This window comes from Desulfofundulus thermobenzoicus (assembly GCF_009428905.1).
GTDB lineage: Bacteria > Bacillota > Desulfotomaculia > Desulfotomaculales > Desulfovirgulaceae > Desulfofundulus_A > Desulfofundulus_A thermobenzoicus.
This window is the reverse complement of sequence record NZ_WHYR01000020.1, coordinates 1-16,902: the sequence shown is the minus strand read 5'-3', so window position 1 is coordinate 16,902 and position 16,902 is coordinate 1. Positions and strand designations below refer to the sequence as shown.

The following is a 16,902-nucleotide window of genomic DNA, read 5'->3' as shown; positions in this document are numbered from 1 at the left end:
ACGCCAGCATGGAGGTAGGACATGCACCGCCTTTGGACGAGCCTTCTGGTTTTCCTTTTTATACTTTCTTCCTTTGCCGGGGCGGCCCGGGCCGCATCCCCTCCCCAAACGACGGGTGAAGCTGTGCTGCTTATGGATTTACGCAACGGCCAGGTGCTCTACGAAAAGGAGGGACACCGGCCCATGTATCCGGCCAGCACCACCAAAATGCTCACGGCCATCATAGCCCTGGAAAAAAGCCGTCTGGACGAAATGGTCACCGTTCCCAGGGAAGCCACCCTGGTCGATGGTTCCGCCATCGGTTTGCAGGAAGGCGAAAAACTGACCATGGAAGATCTCCTTTACGCCTTGTTGCTGCCCTCGGCCAATGACGCGGCTGTAACCATTGCCTGCCATATTGCCGGCTCCGTACCTGCCTTTGCTGATTTAATGAATGAAAAGGCGCGGGAGATCGGGGCCAGGGAAAGTCATTTTGTCAATTCCAGCGGTTTGCATGACCCCCAGCATTATGTTACGGCTTACGACCTGGCGTTGATTGCCCGTTACGCCATGAACAATCCCACTTTCCGGACCATTGTCTCCACCTCCATGCGGGAGATAAAACGCCCCCTGGCGGACCGGAGCAAGGGCGTTCCCCAGGAACACCTCTGGAACATTAACCGCCTGCTCCACCGCTATGAGGGGGTCACCGGTGTCAAAACCGGTTATACCTCCGAGGCCGGCTCCTGCCTGGTGGGGTCAGCGGCGCGGAACGGACGGGAATTGCTGGCTGTAGTGTTACACAGCCAGGGAATGGCGGTTTACAATGACGCGGCCGCCCTTCTGGATTATGGATTTTCCGGGTTTAAGCCGGTTCAACTGGTCAGGGGCGGGCAGCCGGTTTCCTCTTTTACCGTAAAGTACGGTGCCACTACGGTGCAGGCTCTGGCGGGCGGCGATTTTTATCTTGATTTTCCCGTGGGTGAGCAGCCGTCCATACAGCAGAAGGCGGTTCCCCGGACGGATTTGCAAGCGCCCCTTTCCGCCGGGCAAAAGGTGGGGGAGTTGCTCTTTGTTGATTCCCGGGACAGGGAACTGGGAAAGGTGGACCTGGTGGCCGCCGGTCCGGTGGGGGTCAAACTGACCCATCGCTGGACGTTCCGGTTTGGGGTGGCGATGCTTTTCCTGCTGGCCTTTGGCCTGATCAGGGTTGCGGCTCGCCGGCGGCGCTGGCGGCGGGTAAGGGTGCCCAGATATTTACGTTGAAAAAAAGCCGAAGGTAAGGTCCCCGGGGCACCCGGTACCGGATAAGGGTACCGGGCTATTTGCACCGGTAAAGAAATTATGTTCGATAGCGCGTTATTCGGGGATACCGGTAGGGATGTCCTGACATTTTCGTTAAGAAAACCGCTTGCCGCCAGCGGTTTCTTATTTTTCTGAAGGTAAATCATTGACATTTTTCGTTATGTTCAATATACTAACACAAAGGGTCCATGGCGGGGTGGTCGGAATGAACAAGGTGATTTACGATGTGGAACAAAAGCTGCGAGCCGGGGAATATAAGCTCACACCGCGCCGGGAACACATTTTGCGCGTGATCCTGGAAAACAGGGAGAAGCACCTGAGTGCCGAGGAGATTTATAACCTGGTCAAGCAAAGGGCGCCCGATGTGGGGCTGGCCACCGTTTACCGTACCCTGGAGCTGTTTCTGGATTTCGATATCATCCATAGCATTGACTTTGGCGACGGGCGCAAGCGTTATGAGTTTGGTTCGGAAAAGGGTGCGGGCCATCACCACCACCACCTGATTTGCGCCCGTTGCGGCAAAATCATAGAAGTGAACGAGGACCTTCTGGAGGAACTGGAGTCCCGGGTTACCCGCATCTATGATTTTACCATTACCGATCACGAACTGAAATTTTTCGGTTATTGCCGGGATTGCCGGAACAAAAGTTAACGATTTCCATTGCCCGGCCTTTTTATTATTTTTACTTGTGAATAATGTCACATTTTGGGGAAAAAAGTGTGTAAAGATTATGTTAATTTTAGTTTGTCATGGTTGCCATGCCATTGCCTGGAGGAGTAATATATAGTTTAAGAGCGCATAAAATTATAGGGTCGAGTAGCTGGTGTGTAGGGGTAAAAAACGGGAAGGGGGGATGGCTTGTCGAAAAGAAGCGATAATTGTTATAACTAGTAATAAGTGTCGATCAATTTGTGAATATGATAACATAAATGGCCGTTCCAGCCCAATTGGAATGACCTGATTGATAAAGGAGTTGTCCATGGGAACATTAGTTCCCTCCATAAAGCATGAAAATCTATTTTCGAGGGAGAGACTATTTTGATGAGTAACGTAACCCCGGGGATGGAACTGCCCCTGAACTACCATCAAAACAGGCTGGTTCTCATGGTGCAGGAGCCGACGGTGCTGTTTGCCTACTGGGAATTATCACCGGGGCAATGGCAGGCCCTGGGCGGGCAGCATGAGCTCTGCCTGCGGGTATATGAAGTGGAGGGGAACGGCGTCTTTCCCGCCGCACCCTGGCGGGAGGTATCCTTACCCCCTTTCACCAATAACTGGTATTTTCAACAGGTAATACCCGACCGCGCTTATGTGTCCGAACTGGGATGCTATGGCCCCGACGGTCAGTTTTATCCCCTGCTTCGCTCCAACAGGGTCAGCACCCCGCGGGTCAGGCCCGGGGCCGGCTCATGGGAGGTGACCGTGCAGGCTCTGCCACAGGCCGGGCCTCCACCGGTTCCCGCCATGGGTGCGGACGACAGGGGTAAGACATACAGTTCCCTTGACCTGTATCTTAAATAACTGGCCAACCATTGATCAAGAACTTTTTACCTGGGGTCAGACCCCTTTTGAAGATAACGGAAGGGATTGTGAGTTATGGCGCTGGGTTATCTGGCTCTGGTTTTACATGCGCACTTGCCCTTTGTCCGTCACCCGGAGGAACCGGAGTACCTGGAGGAACGCTGGTTTTTCGAGGCTCTCACCGAATGTTACCTTCCCCTGATCCAGGTGATGGAAGCACTGGTTCAGGACGGCATATCTTTTCAAATTACCATTTCCCTCTCGCCACCCCTTTTGTCCATGCTGGCCGATCCCCTTCTCCAGGCGCGGTATTTAAGGCACCTGGACGGGCTTATCGAGCTGGGCGAAAAGGAATGCCGGCGGACGGCCGGGGATACGGACCTGCATCCCCTGGCTCTGATGTACCTGGGACGATTGCAGCAGGCGCGGCGGGTTTTCGCCGAAAAATACCACTGCAACCTGATCCCGGCTTTCCGGGCGCTGCAGGCCCTGGACCGGGTGGAGTTAATCACCACCTGTGCCACCCACGGTTATTTGCCCCTGATGCTTACCCGGGAGTCCCGGAGAGCACAGGTGGGCGTGGCAGTGGATCTTTTCACCCGGTACTTTGGTTTACCGCCGACCGGTTTCTGGTTGCCCGAATGCGGTTACACGGCCGGGGTGGAGGATCTTCTCAAGGAATTCGGCGTGCGCTATTTCTTCCTGGATACCCATGGACTGCTCCACGCCGATCCGGCCCCCCGCTACGGTGTTTTCGCACCGGTGGGCTGTGCCAACGGCGTGGCCGTTTTCGGCCGGGATCCGGAGAGCTCCCGGCAGGTGTGGGACCGGTTGACCGGTTACCCCGGCGATTATTATTACCGGGAATTTTACCGGGATATCGGTTATGACCTGGATCTGGATTATCTGGCTCCCTATCTGCCCGGGGGGAACATCCGGGTGGATACGGGCTTTAAGTATTACCGCATTACGGGCCCCGGCGCCCATAAAGAGCCTTACCGGCCCGAGGTGTCCCGGGAACGGGCTGCCGCCCACGCGGCGGACTTCATGTTCAACCGGCAGCAGCAGGTGCTTTACCACGGCCGGCAGATGGACCGCCCGCCCCTGGTGGTGGCCCCCTATGATGCGGAGCTGTTCGGTCACTGGTGGTACGAAGGGCCCCAATGGATTGACTTTTTATGCCGGAAAATATGTTGCGATCAGGATACCATTCAAATGATCACCCCCGGAAAATATCTTTCCCTGTACCCCGATCTGCAGGCGGTGGACCTGCCCATGAGCAGCTGGGGGGAGGGGGGGTATAACCTGGTCTGGCTTAATGCGCAAAATGACTGGATTTACCCTCACCTGCACCGGGCTGAGACTGTAATGTCCGAACTGGCCGATTTGCATCCCGCGGCCGGCGGCCTGCAGCAACGGGCCTTAAGGCAGGCGGCCAGGGAATTGCTCCTGGCCCAGAGCAGTGACTGGGCCTTTATCATCAAGGCGCAAACGGCGGTGACCTATGCCGAAAAACGAATTAAAGACCATGTCGGCCGTTTCAACCTGCTGGTGGAACAGCTGGAGAGGAACTCCATAGACGAGCCCCTGCTTCGGGAGATGGAGAGAAGGGATAATATTTTCCCCGATCTGGACTACCGTATTTACAGCCACCACCGTTTTCAGAAAGGGAACTGTGCCGCGCAGGAACGCAGGACGAAGGTCATGATGCTGTCCTGGGAATACCCGCCGGTTACGGTGGGGGGACTTTCCCGCCATGTTTGTGATCTTTCCCGGGCACTGGTCGCCCTGGGCAACGAGGTGCACGTAATCAGTTGCCCGGCGGAGGGGGAGGAGTCCTATGTCCTGTCCCATGGCGTTCACGTCCACCGTCTCCGGCCGGAGCAGTTGACCGCCCGGGATTTCCTCACCTGGGTAAGGCAATTGAACAGGGGCATGGAAGAACTGGCCCACCGGGTGATCGCCGCCATGGGGCGGCCCGATCTGGTTCACGCCCATGACTGGATGGTGGGCACGGCCGGGGAGCGCCTGCGGGAGCAGTACGGGTTACCCCTGGTGGTTACCATTCACGCCACGGAACACGGCCGGAACCGGGGGATTTATACGGATTTACAGCGTCATATCCATCTGATGGAAACCCGTTTGACCAGGGAAGCGGATGTGGTCATCTGTTGCAGCAACTATATGGCTGAAGAAGTGACCCGGCTATTCGGTCTGAACGGGGATAAGGTGAAAATAATAGCCAACGGGGTGGACCCGGCCAACCTGACCACCGGAAGGGATACGGAAGCCGGTTGTGAAAATTTATATGGCCGGGAGCCCAATATTGTCTTCCTGGGCCGGCTGGTACCCGAAAAGGGGGTGCAGGTGCTCCTGGAGGCCATGCCCACCGTCCTGGGAGAAGTAAAGGACGCCCGGTTGCTGGTGGCCGGGCGGGGCCCCTATGAAGAATATTTGAAAAGCCGGGCAGCCGAGCTGGAGATCTCTTCCTCCGTGGAATTTGTGGGCTTTGTGGACGATGTGGGGCGCAACCGCCTTTTGGAAAAGGCCCGGGTGGCGGTATTTCCCAGTCTTTACGAGCCCTTCGGCATTGTGGCTCTGGAAGCCATGGCCGCCCGGGTACCGGTGGTGGTGGCCGACACCGGCGGGCTGCAGGAGATAGTGGAACACGGGGTGGACGGTTATAAGGTTCCGCCGGGCCGGGCGGATATGCTGGCCCATTATATCATCCAGTTGCTCCGGTATCCCGATCTGGCTGCCGAGATGTGCCGGCAGGCCTGGCGGAAGGTATTAACCCTCTATGATTGGAAATATATAGCGGCCGAAACCCGGGAGGTGTATTGCCAGGCCGTGGAAAGGGTCTTTGCCGCCCGGGCGGGCGTGGTATAGCTATAATCCGGTGTTCCCTGCCGGCACCATTTTGCGGTTCAACTAATATTATGATGGCAAAAAGACAGGGGGGTGCCCGGTAAGGTGAATCTGGAAAAACTTAATCTGGATAAGCTGCTGAATCTGGACAGATTAAATCCGGACAAATTGGACCTGGGGAAATTAAACCTGGAAAAGTTTAAGCTAAGGGAACTGCTGCATTTGATATCGCCCGGTATAAGCTGGTCCAATCCCTGGGTGATTGCCGGTGTAGCGGTTCTGGTGGTGGTTGTGGTTGTCGCGCTGGTATTGATCTTCCTGCTGATCTAGGTTAAAAGAACCGGTTCTGGTATAAAGAACCGGTTCTTTCACGGAAAAAGGGGACAGGCTACTTTAAATATGAGATGTGGGAAGTGGGGGTGTCACCCTCCGCCCCTTTCCGCCATACCATAAAACCAGAATGAAAGACCCGTGGGGAGGGTTTGGCCATGGGGAGCGGGGTCAGGCTGGGCCTGGCTTTGGGTGGCGGTTTCCTGCGGGGTGTGGCCCATATCGGTGTTTTGAAGGTGCTGGCGGCCGAGGGTATCCAGCCCCAGATGGTGGCCGGCACCAGTGCGGGCAGCATTGTGGCCGCCCTTTATTGCGGTGGCTGGGGCATCCGGGAGATGGAGCAACTGGCCCTGTCCTTGAGGCCCCATGATATTTACGATTTCGGCCCCATGTTTTTCAACCTGGGAGCCATGGCCGTAAAGGTGCTGGCCGATGCCTTCCATCTGCCCTTTCCCTTTCCTTCACCCCTGGGACTGATGTCCGGCTACAAGCTGGAAAGCTGGATTTCCCGCCTGCTGGGGCGTAAAACCTTCCGCCAGCTGGCCCGGCAGCTGGCCATTACGGCGGTGGATATCCACAGGGGACACCGGATTGTCTTTGTCAGCGAGGTTGTACAGCATCGTCCGCCGTCCGGGGACATCTATTTCATTGCCGGATTGCCCGTGGCCCCGGCGGTGCGGGCCAGCTGTGCCGTGCCCGGCCTGTTCGAGCCCAGGTATATCGGCGGGCGTCTGCTGGTAGACGGGGGTTTAAGGGAAAACGTGCCCGTGGAAGTGCTGCACCTGCTGGGGGCCGATGTGGTGGTGGCGGTGGATCTGGGGTATGAAGGGGAAGAGTATAAACCGGTGGAAAACATGGTGCAGCTGCTTTCCCAGTCCCTGGATATAATCAGTACCGAGGTAACCCGGCTGAAGCTGGCCGAATATGCCCATGTGGTCATCCGCCCGGTGTTAACCGGTGTCACCCCCTGGGACTTTTCCCGGGTCGCCTATTGCATCACCCGGGGCGAGGAGGCCGCCCGCCAGGCCCTGCCCGAAATTAAGCGGCTGTTGTAAAAAATAGTTTTCCCCTTTACCCCCCGGCCCGGGCCAGGCGACAGGTGACATACTGGTACAGGCCGCACCGTGGCTGATCAGCGGCATCTGGCGCTGATCAGAACTGGCATACCTGGATTTGTGCCATTCACCCGGCATGGCCGGGCCTCTTTCCCTCTTTCAGATAATTCCCCCATTTCTTTTATGTTTGGAAGTATTTACGCCGGTTATATTCCGGGTTATAATGTTTATGTTTGTGGTCATGTTTTCGGGAGGGATGTTTATGACCTTTTTCCCCGGGGGGCTGGCCACGGGTATCGGCAGTCTGCCCTATACCGATCCGGGACAGGCCCTGCCCCTGATTTTAGAGAACATGCCCGGCATACCCCACTGGCCCCAGCTTCCCCGCCGGGGCGGTGCCGAGGGGTTTGTCTTTCAGTTCCTGCAGCCGCTGATCAGGGCCGGTTTGCTGGTGGTGAAGGAGGGCCGGGCGGTTTTTGACGACCGGGATCCGCAATGGCCCGGGGGTTTGACCAGGTTCTACAGTGATTACCTGGCCGTGGAAGAGGGGGATGCCGCAGCGCTGCAGTCCTTCGCCCTGCCCCGGGAGGCGGCTGCCGGCTTTTATGCTTTCATGGAAGCAATGGGCCGGGATTTAGGCCGGGCCAGGTATGTGAAAGGACATCTGGCCGGCCCGCTGACGGTGGCCTTTCAGTTGAAAAACAGGCAGGGACGCATAGCCTACTACGAGGAGCAACTGCGGGATCTGGTGGTGAAAACCCTGGCCGCCCACGCCGCCTGGCAGGCCCGTACCCTGGGAGATCTGGGGCGACCGGCCATCATCTTTGTGGATGAACCGGCGGTGAGTGTTTACGGCCAGTCCACATATATTACCGTGACCCGGGAGATGATCAAAGAGGACCTGGAAACCATCTTCCAGTTCATCCACCGGGAGGGCGCACTGGCCGGGGTGCATTCCTGCGACGCCATCGACTGGTCCATTCTTTGTGAAACCTCCCTGGACATCATCAATCTGGATGCTTATAATTTTGGTTCTTCCCTGTGGATCTATTCCCGGGAGTTAAGGGTCTTTTTGGAGCGGGGGGGCGTGATTGCCTGGGGTATGGTGCCCACCTCTGAAAAGGCCTTTGCGGAAAATGAAGATACCCTCCTGGCCCGCTGGCGGGAACTGCTGGCCGGGCTGGTGGACCGGGGCGTTCCGGAGGATCTGCTATACCGCCAGTGCCTGCTTACCCCGGCCTGCGGCACCGGATTGCTGGAACCGGCACTGGCGGAGCACATCTACCGCCTGACCCGGCGAATGTCGGAAAGGGTGCAGGGGCTGGGTTAAATCTTCCTCCGTGCGCCCTGGACCGGCAAAAGGGTCAGACCCCTTTGGGGGTGACCCTTTTGTCATAAATAAAGAAACCGATACATCAACGACTATTTTGAGGGAGAGGACTGTTCAAGGTGTTGCCCGATCTGCATATCCACACCGCCCGGTGTGGTCACGCCCACGGTGAGATGGCCGCCTATGTAGAAGCCGCTCGCCGGCGGGGGGTGACGCACCTGGGCTTTGCGGACCATATCCCCATGTACTGGCTGCCCTCCTCCCGCCGGGATCCGGAACTGGCCATGGGCGAAGATGATCTACCCGTTTATGTGGAAAATGTGCTGGCGTTGCGGCGGGAAAATCCGGACCTGACCATTTTCCTGGGTATAGAGGCCGATTATATACCCGGCTACGAGGACCGGTTAAGAGCCATCCTGGCGGACTACCCCTTTGATTATGTGTTGGGCTCCGTCCATTACCTGGACGGGTGGGGTTTTGACCACCCGGATCAGGTGGAGGAATACGCCCGCCGGGATATTGACGAAATCTACCGTCAGTATTTCCTGGCCATGCAGGAGGCGGCCCGGTCGGGCCTTTTCGACGTTATGGCCCACCCGGATTTGATTAAAAAATTCGGCTACCGCCCCCGGATGGAACTGGAAGACCTTTATGATCAAACGGCCAGGGTGCTGGCCGGGGCCGGCGTCTGCGTGGAGGTGAATACCGCCGGCCTGCGGAAGCCGGCGCAGGAAATCTATCCGGCCCTGGAGTTTTTGAAGCACTGTTATCACTACGGCGTGCCGGCCACCCCGGGGTCCGATGCCCACCACCCGGATCATGTGGCCTTTGGCTGGGCCGAGGCAAAAAAATGGCTGGCGGCGGCCGGTTACCGGCAGGTGGCCCTGTTTGCCAAAAGAAGCCGGCAGTTTGTTCCTATTAAATAACTTGCCCCGGCCAGTCTATGGGGGTGTTTTTTCCCCGCCGGCTTGCTAATCCTGAAAGGGTTTATTATGCCGGGGATTTTTCCGGCAGTTTAAGCCAGGTACCGAACGAATGGCAAAGCGTGTTGGAGAAGGAGGCCGGGTATACAATCCCTGCGTCACGGAGCAGCCAGCACCGATATTTAGAGCGCAGATTTAAGTGCAAATTGACCAGCCAGATGCTGGCTATTTTTTTTGTTTTTTTCCGTGGGGGCAGCAGGAGATTATCCTTCTCCGGCGAATATAAAGTGGTGTAAAGTGGAGGAAAGTGGTGGCATCGGGGAAGGCGGTGGGTTGACCGTCATGTTCATGGGTGAGTACCAGCATACCATCGATGCCAAGGGTCGATTGATCATACCAGCCCGCTTCCGCGAAGGCCTGGGTGAAAAATTTATCTTAACCAAGGGTCTGGACGGGTGCCTGTTCGCTTATCCCCCTCAGGAGTGGGCGGCACTGGAGAAAAAAATGCGTTCCCTGCCCTTTACCAAAGCTGATGCCCGGGCCTTTGTGCGTTTTTTCTTTGCCGGCGCCTGCGAATGCGAAGTGGATAAACAGGGTAGAATACTTATTCCAGGCAACCTGCGGGAGTACGCCGGTCTGGAAAAGGATGTGGTGGTCATTGGCGTATCTTCCCGGGTGGAAATCTGGTCCGCCGGGCGCTGGCAGTCATACAACAACCAGGCGGCAGCATCAGTGGAAGAAGTGGCCGAAAAGATCGTGGATTTTGATCCGGGCATTTAAGCGAAAAGCGCCAGGGGGCGGGGAACGACCCGCCCCCTGTGGACCAGGGGCGAACCAGCAACCGCTGGCAAAACCAGCGGGGGGTATTTTCCCGTTCAACTCATTTTTATATCAACGTGTACTCCTCTCACAAAAGGTTTGGCCCCCGGGGAAAAGTGGCTGGCTGCCGGATGCGGGTGGGAATTTTCTTTTTAAGTTCCCAACCGGGCCTGTTTAATCGATTTCTTTCCCCCTGGTGGGAGGGGCCCTTAACGGTGCGCCTGTCTTACGAAGCGACAGGGGAGTTGCATACACCGGGTGGCTATTTGTGGCAGGGTGGAGGTCAGGGTTAATGAATCCGGAGGAAGTCTCCTATGCGCACAGGCCGGTGCTGCTGGAGGAAGTGCTCGCCAGCCTTAACCCGAAAAGGGGCGGCGTCTATGTGGACTGCACCGTGGGGGGCGGCGGGCACAGCCTGGAAATCCTGCGGCGCAGTTCTCCCGATGGCCGCCTGGTGGGGCTGGATCAGGATCCCCGTGCCCTGGAAGCGGCTGCCCGCCGGCTGGCCCCTTTTGCCCACCGGGTGACGCTGGTGCGGGAAAATTTCGTTCGCCTTTCCCATGTTCTGGAGGATCTGGGCATTGCCGCTGTGGACGGCGTGCTTTTTGATCTGGGGGTCAGTTCCCCCCAGCTGGACCGGCCGGAGCGGGGGTTCAGCTATTTTGCCGACGGCCCTCTGGACATGCGCATGGATCCGGCGGGGCCGGTAACAGCACGGGATCTGGTAAACAATCTTTCCAAAGATGAACTGGCCGGCATCATCGCCCACTTTGGCGAAGAACGCTGGGCCGGCCGCATTGCTTCTTTTATCGTAAAAGCCAGGGAGAAGGAACCCATTGAGACCACATCCCGGCTGGTGGAGATCATCAAGGCGGCTATTCCGGCCCGCAGCCGGCGTACCGGTCCACATCCGGCCCGGCGCACCTTCCAGGCCCTGCGCATGGCGGTGAACCGGGAGCTGGAGGTCCTGCCCGCGGCCTTAGAGAAGGCGGTGGAACTGCTCCGGCCCGGCGGCCGTTTATGCGTCATTACTTTTCACTCGCTGGAGGACCGCCTGGTGAAAAAACTGTTCCGCGGGCTGGCCAATCCCTGTAGCTGCCCGCCGGATTTTCCCCGGTGTGTATGCGGCCGCCGGCCCCTGGTAAGGGATGTTGCTCCCGGAGGAATTGAACCCTCCGCGCAGGAAGTAAATGACAATCCCCGCTCCCGGAGCGCCCGGCTGCGGGTGGTGGAAAAACTGGGACCTGTTCTAAATGGTACGGGGGGTGAATAAGCTGTGATTGTAGCCAGGGAAAAACCCCAATACCAGAACCCACCCAGACAAACCGTAAGCCGTGTGCGGCGGCGCCCTTTGCCGGGGACGCTGAGCAGAAGCAGTCGCGTGGCCCTGACCGCTTCCATTGTTCTCCTTTTCGGTCTGGGGATCATGATTTTACTGTTTTATGTCCAGATGCTGGCCACCGGCTTTCAAATTGTCCGGATGCAGAAACAGGTGGCCGAGCTGGAAGTGGAGTCCCGGGGGCTTGCCGAGGAAGTGTCCAGGCTTTCATCCCTGGAGCGGGTGGAAGCCGTAGCCACTACCCGGCTGAATATGGTGAAACCCGACGACCGGCAGGTGGTGCTGGTGCGGGCGGAAACCGTTCCCGGCAGTGAGGCGCCGGCTCCGCAGGCCCCAACGGCCGAACATCCCGCTCCGGTGGAACGCCACTGGATGCTGCAGGCTCTGGTGGACCTGGTCAATCACCGGGGTCAGAGCCACCACGGTTAAGGGGGTTTGTCGTGCGGGTGGGTGCAGTGGGAGGAGGAGCCCATGCGCACCACCAACATCCTCATCCGCCGCCGGCTGACCATTCTTTTTTTTCTGGCCGCCCTGTCCCTGCTGGTTCTGACGGTACGGCTGGCTTGGATTCAGTTTGCCCGGGCGGACCGGCTGCAGAACAGGGCCATGGAGTTGCGTATGCGTGACATTCCGGTGGAGGCCAGGCGGGGAAATATCTACGACCGCAACGGCAAAGAGCTGGTGACCAGCATCAGCGCCGAATCCCTTTATGCCATTCCCTATCTGGTGAAAAATCCCCGGCAGGCGGCCGAACAGCTGGCCCCTCTTCTGGACATGAATGTGGATCGCCTCGAACAAATTCTCACCCGTAAATCCTGTTATGAATGGATTGCCCGCAAACTGGATCCGGCCAGGGTGGAGAAGATCAAGAAACTCCAGCTGCCGGGCATTTCTTTTGTGGAAGAAAGCGTCAGGCACTATATATTTCCGTCCCTGGCCCCCCACGTCCTGGGCTTTACCGGCGTGGATAACCAGGGACTTACAGGTATTGAAAAAACCTTCGACCGGGAGTTGCAGGGAACCCCCGGGCGGATTGTCATTGAGCAGGATGCCAGCGGCCGGGAGGTGCCCGGGGCGCTGCACAGGTATATCGCCCCCAAACCGGGAAACAGCCTGGTGCTGACCCTGGATGAAACCATCCAGCAATTTGTGGAACGGGAACTGGACCGGGTGGTGGCCAAATACCAGCCTAAACTGGCGGTCATCATCGTCATGGATCCCCGCTCGGGAGAGATCCTGGCCATGGGCAACCGCCCCGGTTTCAATTCCACCGATTGGATGACCGCCCCCCGGCAGGTGTGGGACCGCAATCCGGCCATCTGGTACAACTACGAGCCCGGTTCCACATTCAAAATCATCACCACCGCCGCGGCCATCAGCGAAGGGGCGGTAAAACCGGAGGATCAGTTTTTCGATCCCGGGTATATAAAGGTGGCCGACCGCTATATCCGCTGCTGGGCCGACGGGGGACACGGCAGCCAGACCTTTGAGCAGGTGGTGATGAATTCCTGCAACCCCGGTTTTGTGGATGTGGGCCTGCGCCTGGGCAAGGAAAGGTTTTATAAATACGTGCGCTCCTTTGGTTTCGGTGAACCCACGGGTATTGACCTGCCGGGCGAGGCCTCGGGCATTATGATCGGCGAGAAGAAGGCCACCAATTTGAACCTGGCCACCATGGCCATCGGCCAGTCCATTGCCGTTACGCCCATCCAGCTGATCACGGCGGCCTGTGCGGTGGCCAACGGCGGCACCTTCATGCGCCCCCGTCTGGTGAAGGAAATACGCGACCCATCGGGCCGGGTGGTAAAGAAATTCGATCCCGAACCGGTGCGGCAGGTGCTATCTCCGGATAAGGCCCGGCAGGTGGCCGGTCTGTTGCAGGCCGTGGTAATGAAGGGTACCGGTCGAAACGCCTTTATCGACGGCTACCGGGTGGCCGGTAAAACCGGTACGGCCCAGGTGGTGGGGGAGGGGGGCGGTTATGTGAGCGGGCGGTATGTGGCCTCCTTTGTGGGTTTTGCCCCGGCCGACAATCCCCGGGTGGCCGCCCTGGTAATGGTGGCCGAACCCCGGGGAGGGGTTTATTACGGCAGCCAGGTGGCGGCCCCGGTTTTCCGGGAAGTGGTGGGCGACACCCTGCACTACCTGCAGGTTCCCGAGACACCCGGTCTCGAAAAACCGAAGGATCCCTTCGTATACTATGATCAGCCCCGGGAAAAGGTCCGGGTGCCCGCGGTGGTCAACTTCCCGCTGGATAAAGCCCAGCAAATCCTCCGGGAGGCGGGATTGTCTTTTGTGGTGCTGGGGGAAGGTGCAGTGGTGCAGGGGCAGACCCCCGTGGCCGGGGTGGATATTTTAAGCGGCTCCACCGTAGTGCTGGATACCCGCCCACCGGAAGGGAGGGGGCGGGAGGATATGGTGACGGTGCCCGACCTGACCGGTTTAACCATACCCGAGGCAGCCGCCTTGCTGGGTGATATGGATCTGGGGCTGGATGCCGTAGGGGTTGGCCAGGCCGCATCCCAGCAGCCCGGTCCGGGACAGCGGGTTCCCCGGGGAACGGTGGTCCGGGTGGAGTTCAAACCGGCGGCGGACGCCGGCACCACCACCATTACCGGCAGACCCCCGGAAGGGTTTGTGGAGAGACCGTAACCAGGGGCTGTTATACCGTTTGATAAGTATGTAAATGGTAATAATACCATAACGAGGATGACTGCTGGCAAAATTTGCAACCTTATTGCAATGATCCGGTCGGGGTGGTAGTATAACCTGGGAATAAACATAAAATTATACGATTGCAACGTATTCTGACTTCCGACCTCCGACGACCGACATCCGAAACGAGGGGGATTTCACTTGCTGTTCAGTGAGCTGATCAAAGGGCAGGCCCACCTGGCCACCGGAGGAAACCTGAATATACCGGTGAAGGGCATCGCCTACGATTCGCGACGGGTGGAACCGGGGTTTGTCTTTGTAGCCGTACCGGGTTTTAAAACCGACGGGCACCTTTTTGTGGAGCAGGCCCTGGCCCGGGGGGCGGTGGCGGTGGTCATCCAGAAGGACATGGTTCTGCCGGAGGGCCTGGCCTTTATGCGGGTGACCGACAGCCGCCTGGCTTTAGCCCTGCTGTCCGCCCGTTTTTACGGGGAGCCCTCCCGAAAATTGCAGCTCATGGGCGTTACCGGCACCAATGGCAAAACCACCACCACCCACCTGCTGGCGGCCATTTACCGGGCCGCCGGGGAAAAGACCGGTCTTATCGGCACCATTGCCAGCTGGATTGGCGGGCGGAGGCTGCCCGTGGAACACACCACCCCCGAATCCCTGGATCTGCAGCAGTTGCTGGCCCGCATGGTGGCGGAAGGGGTGGGGGTGGCGGCCATGGAGGTCAGTTCCCACGCCCTGGCCTTAAAACGGGTGGCCGGCTGCCGGTTTACCGCCGGGGTGTTCACCAACATTACCCGGGATCACCTGGATTTTCACCGGGATATGGATGATTACCTGCGGGCCAAGGCCCTGCTATTCCAGGGCCTGGAAGAAGGGGCCGTAGCCGTGATTAACGGGGACGATCCCCGGTCCGGGCAGGTCATGGCTGTTACCCGGGTGCCCTGTTATACATACGGTCTGGGAGAAGGGGTGCAGGTCAGAGCCCGGGAAATCAACGTAACTTCCCGGGGGGTGTCCTTTGCTCTGAACGGCCCCTGGGGAGAAGCCCGGGTAAATCTGAAACTAACCGGTTATTTCAATGTCTACAACTCCCTGGCCGCCCTGACCACGGCGGCCGCCCGGGGGGTTCCCCTGTCCCTGGCGGTACAGGCGCTGGAGACGGTGACCGGTGTGCCGGGGCGTTGTGAACTGGTGGACCGGGGGCAGGACTTCACCGTGGTGGTGGATTATGCCCATACCCCCGACGGCCTGGACAACATACTGAAAACGGCCCGCCAGTTTACCGCCGGCCGCCTGATTACCGTTTTCGGCTGCGGCGGCGACCGGGACCGGACCAAGCGGCCGTTGATGGGGGAAATTGCGGCCCGGTTGAGCGATCTGGCCGTGGTAACCTCCGACAACCCCCGCACGGAGGATCCTTTAAGGATCATTGCCGATGTGGAAGAAGGGGTGCGCCGGGTGCGCGCCGACTATGTGGTGATTCCCGACCGGAGGGAGGCCATTCGCCGTGCCGTGGCCGGGGCCGCAGCCGGGGATACGGTGGTCATTGCCGGCAAGGGGCATGAGGATTACCAGATTATCGGAACCGCCAGATATCCCTTTGACGACCGGAAGGAAGCGGCCCGGGCCATTGAAGAAGTTTTGAGCCGAAGGAAGGTTCACCATGAAAAACATGACCGTGGCTGAAATAGCCGGCATACTCAAGGGCCGGCTCTGCCAGGGCGACCCGGAAGTCCGGGTGGGGGCCGTATCCATTGATAGCCGGCGCCTGGTTTCCGGGCAGCTTTTCTTTGCCCTGCGGGGGGAGAGGCATGACGGCCATGATTTTATACCGGCGGCGGTGGCCGCCGGGGCGGGCGGGGTGGTGGTGGACCGGCTGGTGACGGGAATAGACCCGGCCATACCGGTGATCCAGGTGGCCAACACCCTGGTGGCCCTGCAGGAACTGGCCCGGTACAACCGCCGGGCTCACCGGGTGCCGGTGATTGGGGTGACCGGTAGCTCCGGAAAGACCAGCACCAAGGACCTGGTGGCCGCCGCCCTTTCCAGCCGCATGCAGGTGCTGAAGACCACGGGCAACCAGAACAATGAAATCGGGTTGCCCCTCACCCTCCTGGAAATGGATGACGGGCACCAGGCCGCGGTGGTGGAAATGGCCATGCGCGGTCCGGGGGAGATCGCCTTCCTGTGTGACCTGGCCCGGCCCACGGCGGGGATAATTACCAACATCGGCGTGGCGCACGTGGAACGCCTGGGTTCGGTGGAGTCGATCGCCCGGGCCAAGGGCGAGCTTTTGGAAGCCATACCCCCGGAGGGATTTGCCCTGCTGCACCGGGAAAGCCCCTTTATGGAGCGGGAGGCGGCCCGCTGCCGGGGGCGGGTTTATTTCTTCGGCTTTGATGAGCGGGCCCATGTTCGGGCGCTGGACATCCACCCCGGGGGATGGGGGAACCGCTTTAAGGTACGGCTGCCCGACGGCAGCGAAGGGGAGATTTACCTGCCCCTGCCCGGAAGACATAATGTGCTCAATGCCCTGGCGGCGGTGGGGGTGGCCTGGGCGCTGGGGGTATCCCCGGAGGATGCGGCCCGGGGGCTGGCCGCTGCTTCTTTAAGCCCCATGAGGCTGGAAAGGGTTGAAAAGGATGGCATAACCATTATCAACGACGCCTATAACGCCAACCCCGCCTCCACCGGCGCCGCTCTCCAGGTCCTGGCCGAAATGGGCGCCAGGCGGCGCATTGCCGTTCTGGGGGATATGCTGGAAC

The 16,902-nt window shown here is 58.9% G+C and carries 14 protein-coding genes; all 14 read left to right on the top strand.

Annotated elements, in window-relative coordinates; genetic code table 11:
* The first annotated feature begins 21 nt into the window (after positions 1 to 21).
* Positions 22 to 1,245: a D-alanyl-D-alanine carboxypeptidase family protein gene (locus GFC01_RS08715; protein ID WP_152946326.1), complete on the top strand. Its 1,224-nt coding sequence runs from the start codon at positions 22 to 24 to the stop codon at positions 1,243 to 1,245.
* A gap of 244 nt (positions 1,246 to 1,489) precedes the next feature.
* Positions 1,490 to 1,936, top strand: coding sequence for a Fur family transcriptional regulator (locus tag GFC01_RS08710; protein WP_152946324.1), 447 nt, complete (start codon positions 1,490 to 1,492; stop codon positions 1,934 to 1,936).
* Between the two features lie 390 nt (positions 1,937 to 2,326).
* Entirely contained in the window at positions 2,327 to 2,806 is a 480-nt protein-coding gene (locus GFC01_RS08705; RefSeq protein ID WP_152946322.1) for a DUF4912 domain-containing protein, read from the top strand.
* A gap of 75 nt (positions 2,807 to 2,881) precedes the next feature.
* Complete coding sequence (locus tag GFC01_RS08700) at positions 2,882 to 5,695, top strand: 1,4-alpha-glucan branching protein domain-containing protein (RefSeq protein ID WP_152946320.1); 2,814 nt, start codon at positions 2,882 to 2,884, stop codon at positions 5,693 to 5,695.
* An 84-nt stretch (positions 5,696 to 5,779) separates the two neighbouring features.
* Entirely contained in the window at positions 5,780 to 6,004 is a 225-nt protein-coding gene (locus GFC01_RS08695; RefSeq protein ID WP_152946318.1) for a hypothetical protein, read from the top strand.
* 158 nt (positions 6,005 to 6,162) lie between these two features.
* Positions 6,163 to 7,059, top strand: a complete 897-nt coding sequence (locus tag GFC01_RS08690) for a patatin-like phospholipase family protein (protein ID WP_152946316.1) — start codon at positions 6,163 to 6,165, stop codon at positions 7,057 to 7,059.
* Positions 7,060 to 7,321: 262 nt separating this feature from the next.
* Positions 7,322 to 8,389 carry a uroporphyrinogen decarboxylase/cobalamine-independent methonine synthase family protein gene (locus GFC01_RS08685; protein ID WP_152946314.1) on the top strand — a complete coding sequence of 356 codons (1,068 nt, stop codon included), beginning with the start codon at positions 7,322 to 7,324 and terminating at the stop codon, positions 8,387 to 8,389.
* Between the two features lie 119 nt (positions 8,390 to 8,508).
* Entirely contained in the window at positions 8,509 to 9,315 is an 807-nt protein-coding gene (locus tag GFC01_RS08680; RefSeq protein WP_341473852.1) for a histidinol-phosphatase HisJ family protein, read from the top strand.
* Positions 9,316 to 9,654: 339 nt separating this feature from the next.
* Positions 9,655 to 10,092, top strand: coding sequence for a division/cell wall cluster transcriptional repressor MraZ (gene mraZ / locus GFC01_RS08675; protein ID WP_152946407.1), 438 nt, complete (start codon positions 9,655 to 9,657; stop codon positions 10,090 to 10,092).
* A 331-nt stretch (positions 10,093 to 10,423) separates the two neighbouring features.
* A complete protein-coding gene (rsmH, locus tag GFC01_RS08670; RefSeq protein WP_152946312.1) occupies positions 10,424 to 11,404 on the top strand; it encodes a 16S rRNA (cytosine(1402)-N(4))-methyltransferase RsmH in 981 nt (326 codons plus the stop codon).
* Between the two features lie 3 nt (positions 11,405 to 11,407).
* A complete protein-coding gene (locus tag GFC01_RS19360; RefSeq protein WP_152946304.1) occupies positions 11,408 to 11,899 on the top strand; it encodes a septum formation initiator family protein in 492 nt (163 codons plus the stop codon).
* Between the two features lie 42 nt (positions 11,900 to 11,941).
* Positions 11,942 to 14,122: a penicillin-binding transpeptidase domain-containing protein gene (locus GFC01_RS08660; RefSeq protein ID WP_152946302.1), complete on the top strand. Its 2,181-nt coding sequence runs from the start codon at positions 11,942 to 11,944 to the stop codon at positions 14,120 to 14,122.
* Between the two features lie 204 nt (positions 14,123 to 14,326).
* On the top strand, positions 14,327 to 15,823 hold the full coding sequence (locus GFC01_RS08655; protein ID WP_152946300.1) for a UDP-N-acetylmuramoyl-L-alanyl-D-glutamate--2,6-diaminopimelate ligase: 1,497 nt from the start codon (positions 14,327 to 14,329) through the stop codon (positions 15,821 to 15,823).
* A partial coding sequence (locus tag GFC01_RS08650) for a UDP-N-acetylmuramoyl-tripeptide--D-alanyl-D-alanine ligase (RefSeq protein ID WP_152946298.1) occupies positions 15,801 to 16,902 on the top strand: 1,102 nt, incomplete at its 3' end. The genes GFC01_RS08655 and GFC01_RS08650, both read left to right, overlap by 23 nt.